The sequence below is a fragment of the Streptomyces sparsogenes subsp. cuspidosporus genome, from assembly GCF_039532705.1.
GTDB lineage: Bacteria > Actinomycetota > Actinomycetes > Streptomycetales > Streptomycetaceae > Streptomyces > Streptomyces sparsogenes.
The window spans coordinates 1-18412 of the sequence record NZ_BAAASD010000013.1 but is presented as its reverse complement, the minus strand read 5'-3'; the positions used below and the strand labels follow the sequence as shown (position 1 = coordinate 18412).

Annotated in this window: 12 protein-coding genes; 7 read left to right on the top strand and 5 right to left on the bottom strand. The window is 73.7% G+C overall.

Annotation, left to right across the window (positions count from 1 at the left end):
* The first annotated feature begins 271 nt into the window (after nucleotides 1-271).
* Complete coding sequence (locus ABFY07_RS17575) at nucleotides 272-2113, top strand: BACON domain-containing protein (protein ID WP_428836946.1); 1842 nt, start codon at nucleotides 272-274, stop codon at nucleotides 2111-2113.
* A gap of 179 nt (nucleotides 2114-2292) precedes the next feature.
* On the opposite strand, the gene ABFY07_RS17570 is transcribed toward ABFY07_RS17575, so the two are convergent.
* Nucleotides 2293-3090: a DUF3109 family protein gene (locus tag ABFY07_RS17570; RefSeq protein WP_346175523.1), complete on the bottom strand. Its 798-nt coding sequence runs from the start codon at nucleotides 3088-3090 to the stop codon at nucleotides 2293-2295.
* Between the two features lie 294 nt (nucleotides 3091-3384).
* On the opposite strand from ABFY07_RS17570, the gene ABFY07_RS17565 reads away from it, so the two are divergent.
* From ABFY07_RS17565 to ilvD, 4 genes are all read left to right on the top strand, one after another.
* The gene (locus tag ABFY07_RS17565) at nucleotides 3385-4317 is read left to right on the top strand and encodes a Ppx/GppA family phosphatase (RefSeq protein ID WP_346175400.1); all 933 of its coding nucleotides are present in this window, start codon (nucleotides 3385-3387) and stop codon (nucleotides 4315-4317) included.
* A gap of 90 nt (nucleotides 4318-4407) precedes the next feature.
* Nucleotides 4408-5373, top strand: a complete 966-nt coding sequence (locus ABFY07_RS17560; protein WP_245738005.1) for a sugar phosphate isomerase/epimerase family protein — start codon at nucleotides 4408-4410, stop codon at nucleotides 5371-5373.
* Nucleotides 5370-6008 (top strand): TetR/AcrR family transcriptional regulator, encoded by a 639-nt coding sequence (locus ABFY07_RS17555; protein WP_346175399.1) that lies wholly within the window; start codon nucleotides 5370-5372, stop codon nucleotides 6006-6008. The genes ABFY07_RS17560 and ABFY07_RS17555 overlap by 4 nt, the downstream gene beginning before the upstream one ends.
* A 368-nt stretch (nucleotides 6009-6376) precedes the next feature.
* Nucleotides 6377-8227 (top strand): dihydroxy-acid dehydratase, encoded by a 1851-nt coding sequence (ilvD, locus tag ABFY07_RS17550; protein ID WP_346175398.1) that lies wholly within the window; start codon nucleotides 6377-6379, stop codon nucleotides 8225-8227.
* Nucleotides 8228-8444: 217 nt separating this feature from the next.
* Here the strand turns inward: ilvD and ABFY07_RS17545 are convergent, their stop codons facing one another.
* The gene (locus ABFY07_RS17545) at nucleotides 8445-11111 is read right to left on the bottom strand and encodes a protein kinase domain-containing protein (RefSeq protein ID WP_346175397.1); all 2667 of its coding nucleotides are present in this window, start codon (nucleotides 11109-11111) and stop codon (nucleotides 8445-8447) included.
* Between the two features lie 156 nt (nucleotides 11112-11267).
* On the opposite strand from ABFY07_RS17545, the gene ABFY07_RS17540 reads away from it, so the two are divergent.
* The gene (locus tag ABFY07_RS17540) at nucleotides 11268-11621 is read left to right on the top strand and encodes an SH3 domain-containing protein (protein WP_346175396.1); all 354 of its coding nucleotides are present in this window, start codon (nucleotides 11268-11270) and stop codon (nucleotides 11619-11621) included.
* Between the two features lie 11 nt (nucleotides 11622-11632).
* On the opposite strand, the gene ABFY07_RS17535 is transcribed toward ABFY07_RS17540, so the two are convergent.
* The 3 genes from ABFY07_RS17535 to ABFY07_RS17525 form a co-directional block, all read right to left on the bottom strand.
* Entirely contained in the window at nucleotides 11633-14260 is a 2628-nt protein-coding gene (locus ABFY07_RS17535; RefSeq protein WP_346175395.1) for a protein kinase domain-containing protein, read from the bottom strand.
* A gap of 239 nt (nucleotides 14261-14499) precedes the next feature.
* Entirely contained in the window at nucleotides 14500-16128 is a 1629-nt protein-coding gene (locus tag ABFY07_RS17530) for a SulP family inorganic anion transporter (protein ID WP_346175394.1), read from the bottom strand.
* A 177-nt stretch (nucleotides 16129-16305) separates the two neighbouring features.
* On the bottom strand, nucleotides 16306-16695 hold the full coding sequence (locus tag ABFY07_RS17525; protein ID WP_346175393.1) for a hypothetical protein: 390 nt from the start codon (nucleotides 16693-16695) through the stop codon (nucleotides 16306-16308).
* A 298-nt stretch (nucleotides 16696-16993) separates the two neighbouring features.
* Between ABFY07_RS17525 and proC the strand changes: the two genes are divergently transcribed.
* Nucleotides 16994-17803, top strand: a complete 810-nt coding sequence (gene proC, locus ABFY07_RS17520) for a pyrroline-5-carboxylate reductase (protein WP_346175392.1) — start codon at nucleotides 16994-16996, stop codon at nucleotides 17801-17803.
* Nucleotides 17804-18412 lie beyond the last annotated feature (609 nt).

The window sequence follows — 18412 nt, the reverse complement described above, 5'->3', positions numbered from 1 at the left end:
GGTCACCCGTAAGGGTTAAAACAGCGCAAGTAGCGCGCTGGAGTCTGCATCATCCGCCTAACGTCGCCGGGTGATGAGCAGCAGGTCCGAGCACTCGACACACTCGCCCGGCGGGCCCGGCGCATCCGGTGCGTCCGGCGTACCCGGAACGTCCGGCGTACCCGGAACGTCCGGCGTACCCGGAACGTCCGGCGCGGCCGGGGCATCCGGTGCGCCCGGTGCGTCGCGCCGCGCGCCGCGCACCTCCGCCGCGCACCCCCAGCGTCCCCCCGTGCGCTACGAGCCCTATCTGGACGGCCTGTTCACCTACTGCCTGTCGGTCCTGTGCGACCACGACGCCGCGACCGCCGCGCTCGGCGAGGCGCTCGCCGTCGCCGAGCGGCAGCACGCGCGGGGGCGGGGGCGCGTGGCCGCCGAGGGCGATCTGTGCCGGCCCTGGCTCTACGCCCTCGCGCGCTGGGCCTGTCTGCGCAAGCTGGCCGAGCTGCGGGGCCTGAAAGGGCCAGGAGGCCCGGGGGACCGGGGCGCCCCGGCGCACCCGGGGGAGCCCGGGGAGCCCGGGGCGCCGGGCGGGGTCGGCGGGCCCGGCCGGATCGCGGAGCGTACGGGGCGGCCCCGGTCCCCGGAGGTGCCGGCCCAGCGGCGCCACCGCGACCGGCCCGCCCCGCCCGGCCCCGCCTCGCCCACCGCCCGGACCGGACCGGCCGCGCCCGGCCCCGCCTCCCCCACCCCCTCGCCCACCACCTCCCCCACACCCTCGCCCACCGCCGCGCAGCGCCGTCGCGAGCTGGCCGCGCTGGCGTGGCCCGAGGCCGCCGGGACCACCCCCGAGCAGCGCGAGGCGCTCGAGCTGGCCGTACGCCATCGGCTCAGCCCCCGCGAGGTCGCCGCGGCGCTCGGCAAGGAGCGCGACGAGACCCGCGCCCTGCTCGCCAGCGCGGCCTGCGAGGTGGAGCGGACGCGCGCCGCGCTCGCCGTCGTCGAGCTCGGCCACTGCCCCGTCGTCGCCCGGCTCGCCGGCGACACCCAGGTGCTGCTGTCCGCCGCGCTGCGCCGCGAGCTCGTACGGCACGTGGACGACTGCCGCGAGTGCCGGGCCATGGCCGAGCGGGCCACGGCGGGCGGGCCCTGGCCCGGCACGGCGGCCGCCCCCGCGGCCCTGCCGGTGCTGGAGGCGCCGCGGGCCGCCGTGTACGCCGCGATGATGTGCGCCCAGGGCGCGCGCCCGGCGCGCGCCGCCTCCCGGCCCCGCTTCGACCGGCGTGGCTTTCCCCTGGCCCCCAAGGAGCAGGCCGCGCGCCGCAGCCGGATGCGCAGCCGCGCGCTCACCACGACGGTGGTCGCCTCGATCGTGGCCGCCCCGGTGCTCGCCCTGTGGGCCGCCTACCGGGGCACCCCGACAGCGGGCGACGACCACGACACGGACTCCGTGGCCGCCGCCAACGCGGACGGTACGGCGGAGCGCACCCCCGACCGGCCGGGCGGCGGCCCCGACGAGTCGACGAGGCGCTCGTACGGCCAGGCGGGCAGCGCGCAGGACCGTTCCGGCCCACGGCTGAAATCCGGCCGCGGGGACACCGCGGGCAAACGGCCGCCGGACGTGTCCGTCGAGGTCGTGGGGGAGAACGGGAAGAGCACCGGTCAGGCGGAACGGTCCGGCACCGCGAAGGGCGGGCGGCCGGGGCCGTACGGCACCCCCGGGCCCGACCGCCGGCCGGGCACCGAGCCGGGCCCCGGCCGGGGCGAGCCGGGCCCCGGGCGGCTGACGGTCGAGGCGCAGCCCAGCGGCGAGGTCACGGTCATCACGCTCAAGGCCTCGGGCGGCGCCCCGGTGCACTGGACGGCCGCCGCCTCCGCGCCCTGGCTCCAGCTGAACCACACCGCCGGGGTGCTGCGGCCCGGCGAGACCACCACGATCACCGTCTCCGTGGACCGGGACCGCGAGCCGCCGGGGCGCTGGAGCGCGCGGGTCAAGGTGGATCCGGCGGGGGCCGTGGTGGTGATCGAGGGGCGCGGCGCGGAGCCCGAGCCCACACCCGAGCCCTCGGACCCGCCCGGCGAGCCCCCGTCGAACACGGACGACACCTCCCCGGAGCCCCCCGACACCCCTTGAGACCGGAGCCCTGCGGCACCACCCCCTGGAGACCGGAGCCCTGCGCCACCCCCTGGAGACGACCCCGCTGGAGACGACCCCGCTGGAGACGACCCCGCCGGGAGACCATCCCTCCGGACCGGCGGCCAGGGCTTACGGCGCCAGGCGTGGGCCAGGCCAGGGGCCACCCGCGCGAAGGCTCAGTCCGTCGGGTCGGCCGGGTGCGGGGCCACGAGGGGCAGGGCGGACGCCAGCCGCTGCTCACAGAGCTCGGCCAGCCGGTCGTAGCCCTCCTTGCCCATGAGCTCCGTCAGCTCCGCCCGGTACGACAGATACACCGGCTTCCCGCCGCCGTGCGCGGAGGTCGCCGAGGTGCACCACCAGTGCAGGTCGTGGCCGCCCGGGCCCCAGCCGCGCCGGTCGTACTCGGCGATGGTGATCTGCAGCACACGCGTCTCGTCGGGTCGGTCGATCCAGGCGTACGACCTGCGGATCGGCAGCTGCCAGCAGACGTCCGGCTTGGTCTCCAGCGGCTCGCGGCCCTCCTTGAGCGCCAGGATGTGCAGCGCGCAGCCCGCGCCGCCCTTGAAGCCCGGGCGGTTCTGGAAGATGCACGAGCCCTCGTAGCGGCGGGTCTGGCGCTCGTCGTCCTCGTCGCCGGTCTGGGTCCAGCCCGTCGCGTGGCCCACGTCGTGGAACTGCCAGAGGTCCGGGGTGAGCCGGGCCACGTGGCGGCCGACGCGCTCCTCGTCGTCCTCGTCCGAGAAGTGCGCGCCCAGAGTGCAGCAGCCGTCGCTCGCGCGGCCCGCCTGGATGCCGTGGCAGCCCTGGCCGAAGACGCAGGTCCAGCGGGAGGTCAGCCAGGTCAGGTCGCAGCGGAAGACCTGCTCGTCGTCGGCGGGGTCGGGGAATTCGACCCAGGCGCGGGCGAAGTCCAGGCCGACCTCGTCGTCGGACAGATCGGCCTCGTCCTCGGACAGACCGGACAGGTCATTCAGGTCAGTCAGGTCGGACAGGTTGGCCGGATCGGACGGGTCGGACGGGTCGGCCGGCGCGTCCGCACCCTCCGCCTCCTCCGGGAGGTCCGGGGCGAACGCGATGACCAGGTCCTCCAGCTCGTCAGAGGCCGCCCCGGCCTCGGCGTCCCGCCCGGCCTCGGGACCCCGCTTCCGAATTTTGTCCTGCTTCGCCTTTTTCGTCTTTGCCACGGGCCCAAGGGTATGCCCATGGGCAACCGGCTCAGGGCCGGGACCCGTACCTGACCAGGGGATGCGCGCAGTAGCGTGCTGGCCATGAGACTCGGTGTCCTGGACGTGGGTTCGAATACGGTCCATCTGCTCGTGGTGGACGCGCACCCGGGCGCACGCCCGCTGCCCGCCCACTCCCACAAGGCGGAACTGCGCCTGGCGGAACTGCTCGACGACGCCGGGGCCATCGGCTCCGGCGGCATAGACCGCCTGGTCGCGGTGGTCAAGGACGCGCTCCAGGCCGCCGAGGACAAGGGCGTCGAGGACGTGCTGCCCTTCGCCACCTCCGCCGTCCGGGAGGCGGCCAACGCCGACGAGGTGCTGGCCCGCGTCGAGGAGGAGACCGGGGTGCGGCTGCGGGTCCTGACCGGCGAGGACGAGGCGCGGCTCACCTTCCTCGCGGCCCGCCGCTGGTTCGGCTGGTCGGCCGGGAAGCTGCTGGTGCTGGACATCGGCGGCGGCTCGCTCGAGATCGCGTACGGGCTCGACGAGGAGCCCGACGCGGCCGTCTCCCTGCCGCTGGGCGCGGGCCGGCTGACCGCCGGCTGGCTGCCCGGCGACCCGCCCGACCCGGACGCCGTCCGGGCCCTGCGGCGGCACGTACGGGCGGAGATCGCCCGGGTCGTCGGCGACTTCAGCCGCCATGGCGCACCGGACCACGTGGTCGCCACCTCCAAGACCTTCAAGCAGCTGGCCAGGATCGCGGGCGCGGCGCGCTCCGCCGAGGGCCTGTACGTCCCGCGCCGGCTGACCCGCCAGGCGCTGGAGCAGTGGGTGCCGAAACTGGCCGCCATGCCCGTCGACAAGCGCGAGGAGCTGCCGGGCGTCTCCGAGGGGCGGGCGCCGCAGCTGCTGGCGGGGGCGCTGGTGGCGGAGGCCGCGATGGATCTGTTCCAGGTGGACGAGCTGGAGATCTGCCCGTGGGCGCTGCGCGAGGGCGTCATCCTGCGCCGTCTGGACCATCTGCCGACGGGGTGACACCCGCCGGGCCCGCCCCCCGCCCGGTCCCGGCACCGGCCTGACCGGCGGCGGTTTAGCCGTACGGAGGAGCGCCGTACCCTGTCCCTCGTGACAGAGCCAGTGGTGCGCATCCCGGATGCGAAGGTCGCGCTGTCCACGGCCTCGGTCTATCCGGAGTCGACGGCGACGGCCTTCGAGATCGCCGCACGCCTGGGCTACGACGGTGTCGAGATCATGGTGTGGACCGATCCGGTCAGCCAGGACATCGAGTCGCTGCGCCGGCTCTCCGACTATCACGGGGTGCCGATTCTCGCCGTCCACGCGCCATGCCTGCTGATCACTCAGCGGGTGTGGTCGACCGACCCGTGGGTGAAGCTGCAGCGTGCGAAGGCGGCCGCCGAGAAGCTCGGCGCCTCCACCGTCGTGGTCCACCCGCCCTTCAGATGGCAGCGCGCGTACGCCCGCGAGTTCGTGCGCGGAATCTGGCGCATGGCGGGCGAGACGGACGTGCGGTTCGCTGTCGAGAACATGTACCCATGGCGCTACCGCGACCGGGAGATGCTGGCGTACGCGCCCGACTGGGACGTCACCCACGACGACTACCGCCACTTCACGATCGACCTCTCGCACACGGCGACCGCCCGTACGGACGCGCTGGGCATGGTGGACCGGATGGGCGACCGGCTGGCCCATATCCACCTCGCCGACGGGATGGGCTCCAACAAGGACGAGCACCTGGTGCCGGGGCGGGGCGCCCAGCCGTGCGCCGAGCTGCTGGAGCGGCTGGCCGCGACCGGCTTCGACGGGCATGTGGTCGTCGAGGTCAACACCCGGCGGGCGATGTCCACGGCCGAGCGGGAGGCCGATCTGGCGGAGGCGCTGGCCTTCACCCGGCTCCACCTCGCCTCGCCGAACACGGCCGTCTCCCCGGACCCGGCCGCCGCCTCCGGCTCGGCCCTCTCCCCGGACCCGGCCGCCTCGCCCCCGTCGCGGTCTTCGTCGAGGTCCTCGTCGCGGTCTTCGTCGAGGCGCTCCTCGAAGTCCTCGTCGCGCGGGGCGGTGCCCGGCTCGTGACCCCGGCCCCGCCCTCGGAATCCCCCGCTCCGCGACGGCGCGGCCGGCCGCCCCGCACCGAGGGCGCCGCCGACGCCCCCGGGGCCCGCGACCGGATCCTGGCCGCGGCGCGCAACGAGTTCGCCGAGCGCGGCTACGACAAGACCTCGATCCGCGGCATCGCGAAGGCGGCCGGCGTGGACCCCGCCCTGGTCCACCACTACTTCGGCACCAAGGACCAGGTCTTCGGGGCGGCCGTCGAGCTGATCCTGGCGCCCGCCATGGGCGCTCCGGACGCCGTGCACGGCAGCCGGGAGGGGGCGGGCGAACGGATGGCCCGCTTCATCTTCGGCGTCTGGGAGAACCCCGTCACCCGCCTCCCGCTGCTGGCCGTGATGCGCTCGGCGCTGACGAACGAGGCCGCGGCGGCGGTCCTGCGCGGCCTGATCGAGCGCCGGCTGCTGCTGCGGATGGCGGAAGAGCTGGACGTGCCCGACCCGGAGTTCCGGGCGCAGCTGGCGGCCGGGCACATCATCGGGATCGCGATGCTGCGGTATGTGATCGGCATGGAGCCGATGGCCTCCGCGTCGGTGGACGACATCGTCGCCGTGGTGGGGCCCACACTCCAGCGCTATCTGACGGACGACGCCATCTGACCGCCGCCATCTGACCGCCGCCATCCGACCCCCGCCATCCGACCGCCGCCATCCGACCCCCGCAGCCACCTGATAGCCACACCCAGCACTCCAGGGCGATCCAACCTTACGAATGGCTCGATCAACCCAATCAAGAACGTAGAGCCATCCGACCCCCGCCATCCGACCCCCGCCGAGGGCCCGCCCGGGTCAAGCGCGAGGCCCAGCGCCTGCGAGGGCCCGAGCGCCCCGGCGGGGCTGCCCGAGGGGTGAGCCGCGCGTCTTGGGATTCGGACGGTGCGTCCGTATCCCGGATGGGAGGCGTAGGCTCAGAAGACTCAAGAACCCGGACCACCGGGACGACCCGGAGAACGAGGGAGTGGAGCACCGTGCCCGAGCTGAGGTCCCGCACCGTCACCCATGGCCGCAACATGGCGGGCGCCCGAGCCCTTATGCAGGCCTCCGGCGTAGCGCGCGAGGACTTCGGCAAGCCGATCATCGCGGTGGCGAACAGCTTCACGGAGTTCGTGCCGGGCCACACCCACCTCCAGCCGGTCGGCCGGATCGTCAGCGAGGCGATCCACGCCGCGGGCGCCATCCCGCGCGAGTTCAACACGATCGCCGTGGACGACGGCATCGCCATGGGCCACGGCGGAATGCTCTACTCCCTGCCCTCCCGCGACCTGATCGCCGACTCGGTCGAGTACATGGTCGAGGCGCACTGCGCGGACGCGCTGATCTGCATCTCCAACTGCGACAAGATCACGCCCGGGATGCTGATGGCCGCGATGCGGCTGAACATCCCCACCGTCTTCGTCTCCGGCGGCCCCATGGAGTCGGGCCGGGCCACCCTGGTCGACGGCACCGTCCGCAAGCTCGACCTGATCACCGCGATCTCCGAGGCCGCCAACGACAGCGTCTCGGACGAGGACATCGCCCGCATCGAGGACAACGCCTGTCCGACCTGCGGCTCCTGCTCCGGCATGTTCACCGCGAACTCGATGAACTGCCTGACCGAGGCGATCGGCCTGTCCCTCCCCGGCAACGGCTCGGTGCTGGCCACCCACACCGCCCGCAAGGCGCTGTACGAGACCGCCGGCCGCACCGTCGTGGAGATCACCAAGCGCTACTACGAGCAGGGCGACGAGACCGTCCTCCCGCGCGCCGTCGGCTCCCGCGCCGCCTTCGAGAACGCCATGGCCCTCGACATCGCCATGGGCGGCTCGACCAACACGATCCTGCACCTGCTCGCCGCCGCCCAGGAGGCCGGGCTGGACTTCGACATGAAGGACATCGACGCGCTCTCCCGCCGTCTGCCCTGCCTGGCGAAGGTCGCCCCGAACGTCGCCCCCGGCGGCGTCTACTACATGGAGGACGTCCACCGGGCCGGCGGCATCCCCGCGATCCTGGGCGAGCTCTACCGGGGCGGGCTGCTCAACGAGGATGTGCACACCGTGCACTCGTCCTCGCTCGCCGACTGGCTCAAGCAGTGGGACATCCGCGGCGGCTCGCCCTCCGCCGAGGCCGTGGAGCTCTTCCACGCCGCCCCCGGCTGTGTGCGCTCCGCCTCCGCCTTCTCCCAGTCCGAGCGCTGGGACACCCTCGACACCGACGCCGAGAACGGCTGCATCCGCGACATCGAGCACGCCTACTCCACGGAAGGCGGCCTGTCCGTCCTGTACGGCAACCTCGCCGAGGACGGCTGCGTCGTGAAGACCGCGGGCGTCGACGAGTCCATCTGGACCTTCGAGGGCCCGGCCGTGGTCTGCGAGTCCCAGGAAGAGGCCGTCGAGAAGATCCTCGGCAAGCAGGTCAAGGAGGGCGACGTCGTCGTCATCCGCTACGAGGGCCCCAAGGGCGGCCCCGGCATGCAGGAGATGCTCTACCCCACCTCCTTCCTCAAGGGCCGGGGCCTGGGCAAGGCCTGCGCCCTGATCACCGACGGCCGCTTCTCCGGCGGCACCTCGGGCCTGTCCATCGGCCACGCCTCGCCCGAGGCGGCGTCCGGCGGCACCATCGCCCTGGTCGAGGACGGCGACCGGATCCGCATCGACATCCCCGCCCGCACGCTCCAGCTGCTGGTCAGCGACGAGGAGCTGGCGGCCCGCCGCGCGGCCCTCGGCGGCGTGTACGCGCCGAAGAACCGCGACCGCAAGGTGTCCGCCGCGCTGCGGGCGTACGCGGCGATGGCGACCAGCGCGGACAAGGGCGCGGTGCGGGACGTCAGCAAGCTCGGCTAGCACGGCCGGCCCGGGCCCTCCGGGCCTGGCACCGTCGGCGGCCCAGGGACGACACTCCCTGGGCCCGAGCCCCCCGGAGCCACTGCCCGGGGGGCTTTGCCGCTGCCCGGGAGTGCAGCTGCCCGGGGGTGCCACTGTCCGCGGGTGCCACTGTGCGGGGGCTTCGCCCTTGTCCGCAGGGCGTTGTCACTGCCCGCGGGGCTTCGCCACGCCGCGCTCACCAGCGGGCCGGGTCCCGCCCCGCCACCGCGAAGACCGAGCCGTCCGGCGCCGAGCCGAACACCTTGCCGTCCGCCGCCACCGGCGCGGGCACCGCGTCCAGGAAGCTCTTCCCGGCCTTGCCCGTACGCGGTGGGGTCTGCCCCAGCAACTCGCCCCCCACCGCGTCCACGGCGAGCAGTCGGCCGTCCGCAGCCGAGAAGTACAGCCGGTCGCCCGCCGCCACCAGCGGCGACGCGTTGCTCACCGAGGTCTCCAGCCGCCACCGCTGCGCCGGGTCCCCATCCGTCCGGTCCGTCTGATCCGTACGGCGCGGGTCGACCGCGACCAGACCCCCGTCCGAGCACAGCAGGTAGACCATGCCGCCGCGCACCACCGCGCTGGTCGCGAACACCGGCGTGGCCAGCGTGACGCGGCGCTCGGCGCGGCGCCCCGGGTCGTACCGGACGACGGTGGCGGTGCGGGTCTGCGCGTCGGTGCCGGTGAGAAAGAGAGTCCCCTCGGAATCGGTGGGGGAGGAGCCGGCGGGGGCGGAGTCGGTGTCGGCGGAGTCGGTGAGGGCGGAGTCGGTGTCGGCGGAGTCGGTGGGGGCGGAGTCGGTGCCGGCGGGGGTGAGGGTGCCGCTGAAGGAACGCTGCCAGCGCGTCGTGCCGCGAGCCGTGTCGACCGCCGTGACCAGGGTGCGCGAACCGTCCCCCGTCGTGCTGAGCGCATAGGCGGTGCGCCCGTCGCCGTACGAGACGAACGCCGGGACGGCGTGCCCGGGGAAGGCATGGCGCCAGAGCCGCTCGTTCGTGGCCCCGTCCACCGCCGTGACCGTGCCGTCCGCCGCGACCAGCAGCACCGTGTCGCCCGAGGGGTAGACGCGGCCCTGGTACGAGGCCACGTCGCGGCTCCACCGGGGCCGCCCCGTCTTCGGGTCGAGCGCCCGCAGCCGCGCCCCGTCCGGCGACACCACCTGAACCAGACCGCCGGAGAGCGCAGGGGCGGTCGGCGTGCCGTCGTGCGGGCGGCCCGCCGCGGCCGGGCGCGACCACTCCACCTCGCCATCCGCCGGATCCAGGCGTGCGGCCTCGGCGCCCCGCCCCGCGCAGTACAGCGCGCCGCCCCCGTACGAGCAGGACGCCGCCGACGCGCCCTGGCCCGCCGTGGCGGAGCCGTCGGCGGACAGCCTGCCCGCCCACGGCCGCCAGGCCGCCGCCCGTGCGGAGCCCGCCGGCTCCCGGCCCGCCGCGCGCCGCCCGTCGTCGCCCCGCTGCAGCGCCCAGACCGTGCCCGCGCCGAGCATCACCGCGGCCAGCACTGCGGCCGTGACCCACCGCCGCGCCGTCCGGCGCCGCCGCCCCGCCCCGCCGTCGCGCTCCTCACCGCCCGGCCGGACCCCGGCCGCGTCCTGCCCCGCCGAGACCCGCGTATCAGCGTCCCGGCCGTCGTACTGAGTGCTGTACTGAGCGCCGTCGGCGTGGTCACCGGCGGCCAGGGGCTCGATGCCGACCGGGTTGCCGGGCTCGGGGAGGCTGGCGAGTTCGGGGAGTCCGCCGGGCTCGGGGAGGCTGGCGAGTTCGGGGAGTCCGCCGGGCTCGGGAAGGTCAGCGAGTTCGGGGAGTCCGCCGGGCTCGGGAAGGCCAGCGAGTTCGGGGAGTCCGCCGGGCTCGGGAAGGTCAGCGAGTTCGGGGAGTCCGCTGGGATCGGGGAGGCCGGCGGGATCGGCCGGGTGGGGCGTGACGTCTCCCAGGGCCTCGCCGCCGTCCTCGTCGTCGCCCCACAACGGCCCCGTACCGCGCCCCCGCTGGGCGGGCACGCGTGGGAGCGGGCCGCGCAGGGCGGGCGGATGCGGGCCGCCGATCGCACGCAGGACCGTCATCAGGGCGTCCGGCGTGGGACGTTGGGCGGGATCCTTGGCCAGGCAGCGCTGCACGAGCGGCAGCAGCACGCTCGGCACGCCCCCTAGATCCGCCTCGTCATGGACGACTTGATACGCCACGATGTACGGGCTCTCGGACTCGAAGGGCCCGCGCCCGGTCGCCGCGTGGACCAGCAGCGACCCCAGCGCGAACACATCGGCCGCGGGCCCCACCTGGCGCGGCCGCTGGAACTGCTCGGGCGCCATGAACGGCGGGGTGCCGATCAGCTTCCCCGTCTCCGTGCGCAGTTCGCTGTCCGACGGCCGCGAGATCCCGAAGTCGATGACCTTCGGCCCGTCCCCGGCGAGCAGCACATTGCTCGGCTTCAGATCGCGGTGCACCACCCCCGCGCGGTGGATGTCGCGCAGCGCCTCCGCGAGTCCGGCGGCCAGCCGCACCAGGTCCCCGGACTCCAGCGGGCCGTTCCGCTTGACGTGCTCGGCGAGGGTGGGGCCGGGGATGTAAAGGGTGGCCATCCACGGGCGTTCACCGTCCGGGTCGGCGTCCACGACGGGCGCGGTGAAGGCGCCGCTGACCCGCCGGGCGGCGGCCACCTCCTGCCGGAACCGCGCCCGGAACTCGGTGTCTTCGGCATACTCCGCGTGGACGACCTTCACCGCGAGACGCCGCCCCGAGGCCGAGCGCGCCAGGTGTACGACGCCCATCCCCCCGGAGCCGAGGCGCGCCTCCAACCGGTAGGAACCGGCGTACTCCGGATCCTCCGCTTCCGGGCCTGTCCCGGCTCTGCGCACCGGCGGCATTCCCCCACCCCCGTGAATTCGGCCGCACTCGCGGCTCGGCGAGCCTAGTCGATGACACGTGCGAGCCCTGTTAGCCTCCGCTGGGTCGTGTCACGTAAGACGACATGTGCACAAGATGTGCACAACATCGGAATGAAGGTCGACGGGGGAGGGCCGATGGCCATGGAAGAGACCGTGGAGACGAGCGCCGCGACGGCAACCGCCGAGGCGGAAGCCGGCGCGACGGAAACCACGCAGCTGGAAACCGCCGAGGCGGGGACGATCACTTACCCGATCGCTCCCGGCTACCGGGTGAACGTCCGCAGCGGTCCCAGCACCACCAGCAAGCTGATCAAGGTGTTGCCGTACGACATCCGCGTCCCGATCCGCTGTCAGCGGCGCGGGCAGAAGATCTCGGGCCCGTACGGCACGACCGACATCTGGGACAGCATCGCGCCGGGGCAGTACGTCTCCGACGCGTATGTGAAGACCGGCAGCGACGGGTTCATCACCGTCGTCTGCGCCGGCTGACCGGGCGCCGCTCAACCACGCCCGGGCGCGGCGGGCTCGGCGGGAGGCCCCACGGAGGCCGTCCGGGAGGGCTTCGCGGAGGGCTTTGCGGCCGCCGAACCGCCCGCGGGCTCCGTCGACTCGGCGGAGCCCGACGGCGGCTCGGCGGAGTTCGACGGCGGCTCGGCGGAGTTCGACGGCGGCTCGGCGGAGTTCGACGGCGGCTCGGCGGAGTTCGACGGCGGCTCGGCGGAGTTCGACGGCGGCTCGGCGGAGTCCGACGGCGGCTCGGCGGAGTTCGCGGGCTTCGCGGGCTTCGCGTCCGGATGGCGCGGGTCGGCCGAGAAGAGCGTCCCGTCGCTCGCCAGCGCCACGATCGCCCCGCCCAGCCGCAGCACCTGCGACGACTCGGGGCCGCCGCCCGAGCCGCTGTGCTCGCTCCGCGGCGCGGACTGCCACAGCTCCGCGCCCGTCCGCAGGTCCAGCGCCAGCAGCCGCCCGCTGGCGCTGCACAGGTACACCGTGTTCTCCGCGGCGGAGACGACCGGCTTGCCCAGCCGCTCCACCGTCGTCTGCCGGCTCCACAGTTGCCTGCCGCTGTCCACGTCCACCGCGGTGACCTTGCCGCTCTCCTGGATGAAGAAGAGCCGGCCGCCGGTCAGCATGGCCGTGCCCACCGCGCTCTTCGGGAGGGTGACCCGCCGCTTGTCCCCGGTGCGGATGTCCAGCCGGAGGACGCTCGGGTGCGGACCGGTGTCGGCGCCGTCCGTCGTCGGGAGGATCAGCAGGTCGTCGCCGTCGAGCCCCAGACCGTCCTCGGTGTCCTTCAGCCGGGCCAGCTTGGTGGGGGAGCCGTCGCGCTTGTCCAGCCGCACCAAGGTGGACCACAGGGTGTCGTCCTCGGTGTCGCCCTGGGTGTCGTCCCAGCACACGCCGTACGGCACGTTCCCGTACACGGTCGCCGTGCACAGCTGCCCCTTGGGCACCCGGTACGACCACCGCTGCTCGCCGGTGGCCGCGTCCCGGGCGACCAGGGACCGGTCGTCGGCGGAGCTGGAGAGGACCATGTCGTCGAAGAGGGCCGTGTCGATGGTGGTGCTGGTCGGCCGCGCCCACTTCTTGTGGCCGGAGTCCGCGTCGAGGACGACCAGCCGGGAGACCGTGTCCGACGGGCTGTCGTGGACGAAGACCAGCCCGCCGCGCACCCCGGCCGGTGCGGAACCGGTCGCGGAGGTCTCGGAGTTGACCAGCGCGCGGGTACTCCAGTCGACGTGTCCCGTCAGCGCGTCCACGCGGACGGTCGGGAAGCCGCTGCCGCCGCAGTAGAGCTTGGTGTCCTGCCGTACGCAGAGCGGGGTGACATCGCCGCCGAAGTCCACGTAGTCGTCGTACTCGCCCGAGGGGGACGCGGGCCCGGCGGCCTTGGGCAGCGACACCTGCCACGGCCGCCAGCCGGAGGGCAGGGCGAGCGTCCGCGCGGCGTCGGCCGGCCTGCCGCTGGTACGGACCCCGCCGCCGCCGTCGTCATCGGGCGCGTACAGCGCGAAGGCGCCGCCGCCCAGGGCCAGCGCCGCGACGGCGATCACGGCGGCGAGCACGGGGCGCCGCCGCCGGACCTCGCTCCAGGCCGTCCAGTTGCCCTGGTCCCTCCCTGCCGCCCCGGCCCCGTCCCGGCCCCCCTCCTGCCCTGGCCCCTGCTCCTTGCTCTTGCTCTTGCCGCTGCCCTTGCCGCTGCCCTTGCCCGGGCCGTCGGCCGCCTCGCCGCCTGACCCGCCGGCGGAACCACGGCCGGCGGCGCGGACCTCGCCCTTGGCCGGCAACCCGTCCAGCAGCCGCACCAACTCCGCGATCCCGGGCCGGTCGTCCGGCGCCTTGGCCAGGCAGCGCTCCACGATGCCGCGCAGCGGCTGGGCGACCTCGCTCAGCTCGGGCGGCTCGTGCACCACCTGATACGCCGTCAGGTACGGGCTTTCGCCGTCGAACGGCCCCTTGCCGGTCGTCGCGTACACCAGCAGCGTGCCCAGCGAGAAGACATCCGAGGCCCCGGTCACCTCACGGGGCCTGCTCAACTGCTCGGGCGACATGAAGGGAGGCGTGCCCATGACCCGCCCGGTCACCGTCAGCGCCTGGTTGTCGGCCGCCCGGGAGATCCCGAAGTCGATGACGCGCGGGCCGTCGTCCGCCATCAGCACATTGGCCGGCTTGAGATCACGGTGGACCACCCCCACCCGGTGGATGTCGTGCAGCGCCTCGGCCAGGCCCAGTGCCAGATGCCGCAGCTCCGCCGCGTTCAGGGGGCCGCGTTCGGTCAGCCGCTCGGAGAGCGTCGGCCCCGGCACGTACAGGGTCGCCATCCAGGGGCGTTCGGCGTCCGGGTCGGCGTCCAGGACGGGCGCGGTGAACGCGCCGCTCACCCGCCGCGCCGCCGCGACCTCCTGTCGGAAGCGGGTCCGGAACTCCTCGTCCTCGGCGAACTGCGCGTGCACCACCTTGACCGCGACCTGCCGCCCCGACGCCGAGCGCGCCAGATAGACGACGCCCATGCCGCCGGAACCGAGCCGGTCAAGCAGCCGGTAGTCGCCCATGGTCTCCGGATCACCGGCGCTCAGCGGCACCGCCACCCCTCCCCAAGTGCCCGTCGGCGCGTGCGTCCACGCCATACGTTGAAGCTGCCTCAGCCTAAACGGCGGCCCGTGGGCACGGCAGACCGATCCCGGGCGCCGCGCCGTCACGCGGGTCTCCCCGGGCGCTCGTGCGCCGTGGCGTCGAACGTCTCCTGGGGGAGGGAACGTTGACACGTCCGCGAGCGAGCCGCCTGGGGCCCGCTTGCGTAAGTCCGGCCCGTGGTGACCCGGATCCGATCCGGGTCACCACGGGCCGGGGGTACGGCTCCGCGCGACTACGCCAGGGCGCGCTCCTCGGCGCCGGTGTCCTTGACGGCGATGCCGTCGGCGTCGGCGTCGGGGTCGGAGTCCACGTCGCCGCCGCCCGCCGCGCCGGCTGCGCGGGAGCTCGCGTCGACGTCCCGGCTGACCACCGCGTTGTGCCGCTCCGCCCAGGTGGCCAGCGCCATCTCGCACGCGTGGTCCACATGGCGCAGCCCGCTCAGGTCCAGCCGCACCTCCCGCTCACGGGGCAGCGCCTCCAACTCGTCCAGCAGCTTGGGCAGCCGCAGGAACGTCGCGTTGCCCAGCACCCGGACCCGTACGGGCCGGTCCTCCGGAGCGTCATCCAGCCCGGCCACCTCGACGTGCACATGCGAGGTCTCCCAGGCCGACTTGGCGACCGCCATCAGCAGACCGATGATCACGCCCTCGAACATGTTGGTGATCACGATCGCGCTCGCGGTCACCACCAGCACCACCGCCTCGCCACGGTGCGCACGCCACAGCGGGACCAGGTCCTTGGTGGGGATCAGCTTCCAGCCCGCGTGCACCAGCACACCCGCCAGCGCCGCCACCGGGATGACGCCGAGCGCCGCGGGGAACAGCACCGCGAACACCAGCAGCCACACACCGTGCAGCACCCGCGACACCTTGGTCCTGGCGCCCGCCCGCACATTGGCGGAACTCCGCACGATCACCGCGGTCATCGGCAGCGCGCCCAGCACACCGCACACCGCGTTGCCCGCGCCCTGCGCGATGAGCTCCTTGTCGTAGTCGGTCCGCGGGCCGTCGTGCAGCCGGTCGACGGCGGCCGCGGAGAACAGGCTCTCGGCCGAGGCGATCAGCGTGAAGGCCAGCACGGTCCCGAGCACACCGATCTCCGCGAGCTGCGCGAACTCGCTTCCCCCGGGCGGCTGCACGGCATCCAGCAGGCCCTGCACCTCGACCCGCGCGACCGGCAGGTCCATCCCCACCGTGGCCAGGGTGGCCAGCGCGACCGCCGCCAGCGGGGCGGGCAGCACCTGCGCCCCCCGCTTCCAGAGCGGCCACAGCACCAGCACCGCGATCGTGCCCGCGCCCACGGCCACCGCCTTGAGCGCGGCGCTCGACCCGGCCACATCGGCGACGAGCCCCGGCAGCCCGCCCAGCTTGCCCAGGCCGCTGCTCGGCGCCTTGGCGTCGGCGAGCGCGTACAGCTGTCCGGCGATCAGTACCAGGCCGATGCCCGCGAGCATGCCCTGGACCACCGCCACGGAGATCGCCCGGAACCAGCGCCCCAGGCGCAGCACGCCCATCGCCAGCTGCAGCAGCCCGGATATCAGGACCAGGACGCCGAGCGCCGCGAGGCCGTATTCCTCCACGGCCTCGTACACGAGCACGGTCAGCCCCGCCGCCGGCCCGCTGACCTGCAGACTGCTGCCCGGCAGCAGGCCGGTGACCAGGCCGCCGACGATGCCGGTGATCAGGCCGAGCTCGGCCGGGACGCCCGAGGCGACCGCCACGCCCACGCACAGGGGCACGGCGACGAGGAAGACGACGAGGGAAGCGGTGAAGTCGGCGCGGAAGGTGCCGGCGCCGCCGGGAGAGCCGTCGGCTCCACCCGCCCCGCGGAAACGGTCGGGAAGGATCTTTCGCAATGGCATGAGGGTTGCCTCCAGTGCGCCCCGGCACCGGCACATGGGCAGGCGCGGGCGCGGCGTAGCGCTGCGTCAGTGGGATCGATGGAATCGGTCGCTAGCTGATGAGTTCGCTTGCTGATGAGCTGAGAGAGGGCACAGTCGACCGCCGTACGGCGCGATGGCCGCAGGGCGGTACGCCTCTCAGCAGCGGAAGATCTGGAGGGAGACCGGCAGTTCGCCGGATCTCGACACGGGGACGGCCTGCCGTCCCGTGAGAGGTGCGACGGCCGTGGTACGCGGCTCCAGCCGGTCGGCGTCGCAACCGCACACACAACCGGGTTTGCCCGTCGGGGTGGGCGCGGTGACCGGGGCGCGGTTGCCGCGGAGCCCCTGGCAGTCGTCGGCCCCGCGGTCGCGGTGTGCGGACTCGGTGACCTTGACGACCGGACGGGACTCGGCCACGGCTGCCGTGGCCACCATCTCGGGGTGGGTGACCTGCGCATATGCGCAGTCGGCGGCGAGGAAGAGGGCCAGCAGTACGGATACCGCGGCGAGCAGCACACGGCCGGCCTGCCCGATGGTCCTCACCATCGCCCCCCCTCTGATCACGAGTTGGACACCGAACTCCATTATGTCCAAAGGAATGTGACCGTTTGCAAGTCGCTATGTAACCGAACTGTGAACACGGAGTCATCTAACGGGAGGGATCCGCTCCGATTGCCCCGGCGGGCGCCCGCGCGGACCCGCCCCCACCACACGCCGGCCCCCCGTACCGCCACCCGGACACTCACCACACCTACCCCGCCCCCGGTGCGAGGATGGCTCCGTACGTCCAACCGTTTTCACACAGCTCGGCACGAACAGTGCACATCGCGAGGTGAGCCGCACCATGACGGAGAAGGTCGCCGTGCTCGGCACGGGAAAGATCGGTGAAGCCCTGCTCAGCGGAATGATCCGCAGTGGCTGGGCCCCATCCGACCTGCTGGTCACGGCCCGCCGCGCGGAGCGCGCCGAAGAGCTGCGGGCCCGCTACGGCGTCGAGGCCGTCTCCAACGCGGAGGCTGCCAAGATCGCCGACACCCTTATCCTCACCGTCAAGCCGCAGGACATGGCCGCCCTGCTCGACGAGCTGGCCCCGCATGTGCCCGCCGACCGGCTGGTGATCTCCGGCGCGGCCGGCATCCCGACCGCCTTCTTCGAGTCGCGCCTGGCCGCCCGCACCCCCGTCGTCCGGGTCATGACCAACACCCCCGCCCTGGTCGACGAGGCCATGTCGGTCATCTCGGCCGGCAGCCACGCCACCGAGGAACACCTGGCCCACGCGGAGGCGATCTTCGGCGGCGTCGGCAAGACCCTGCGCGTCCCCGAGAGCCAGCAGGACGCCGCGACCGCGCTCTCCGGCTCCGGCCCCGCGTACTTCTACTTCCTCGTCGAGGCGATGACCGACGCGGGCATCCTGCTCGGCCTGCCCCGCGACAAGGCCCACGACCTGATCGTCCAGGCGGCGATCGGCGCGGCCGTGATGCTGCGCGACAGCGGCGAGCACCCGGTCAAGCTGCGCGAGGCGGTGACCTCGCCCGCCGGCACCACCATCAGCGCCATCCGTGAACTGGAGAGCCACGGCGTGCGCGCCGCCCTGATCGCCGCCCTCGAGGCGGCCCGCGACCGCAGCCGAGAACTCGCCTCCGGCAACGGCTGACCACGCCCGCGCCCGCGCCCGCCGCCCCCTCGACCACGGCGCCGGCGCGGCGTGTGCGGGCGCGCTTGATGGCTCCCGAAGCGTCGTGTACAGTTCTTCGGGTTGTCACGGAGCCGTAGTGCTTCACCGACAGCTACTCGCGCCGCACCGGCGGCAAACCACTACTGCACGGCCCCTCATCGGGATGGATTTCGGCGTGCCCGGAATTCGGTCCAGGAGCTCGATTATGAGCCTCCGGGGAAATCCGCTAACGTAGTGACCACGCCGGAAGGCGCGAAAAACCCCGCTCCAACAGGGGGCCGGAAACGGAATTCGGACCGGGAACGGACCGGAAAACGGATCTGGTAAGGTTGGAAACACCGAAGGGAAGCGCCCGGAGAAACCGGTGAAACGGTTTCGAAGGAAGCGTCCGTTCCTTGAGAACTCAACAGTGTGCCAAAAGTCAACGCCAGATATGTTGATACGCCGTACGGTCGGCCCAGTGTGGCTGATCGGACGAGGTTCCTTTGAAGAAACACACACAGCGAGGACGCTGTGAGCGGGCTGGATTATTCCTCCGGCCTGCTCCGCTCTCGTGGTGTTGCCGGGATAGCCCGGAAGCATTCACGG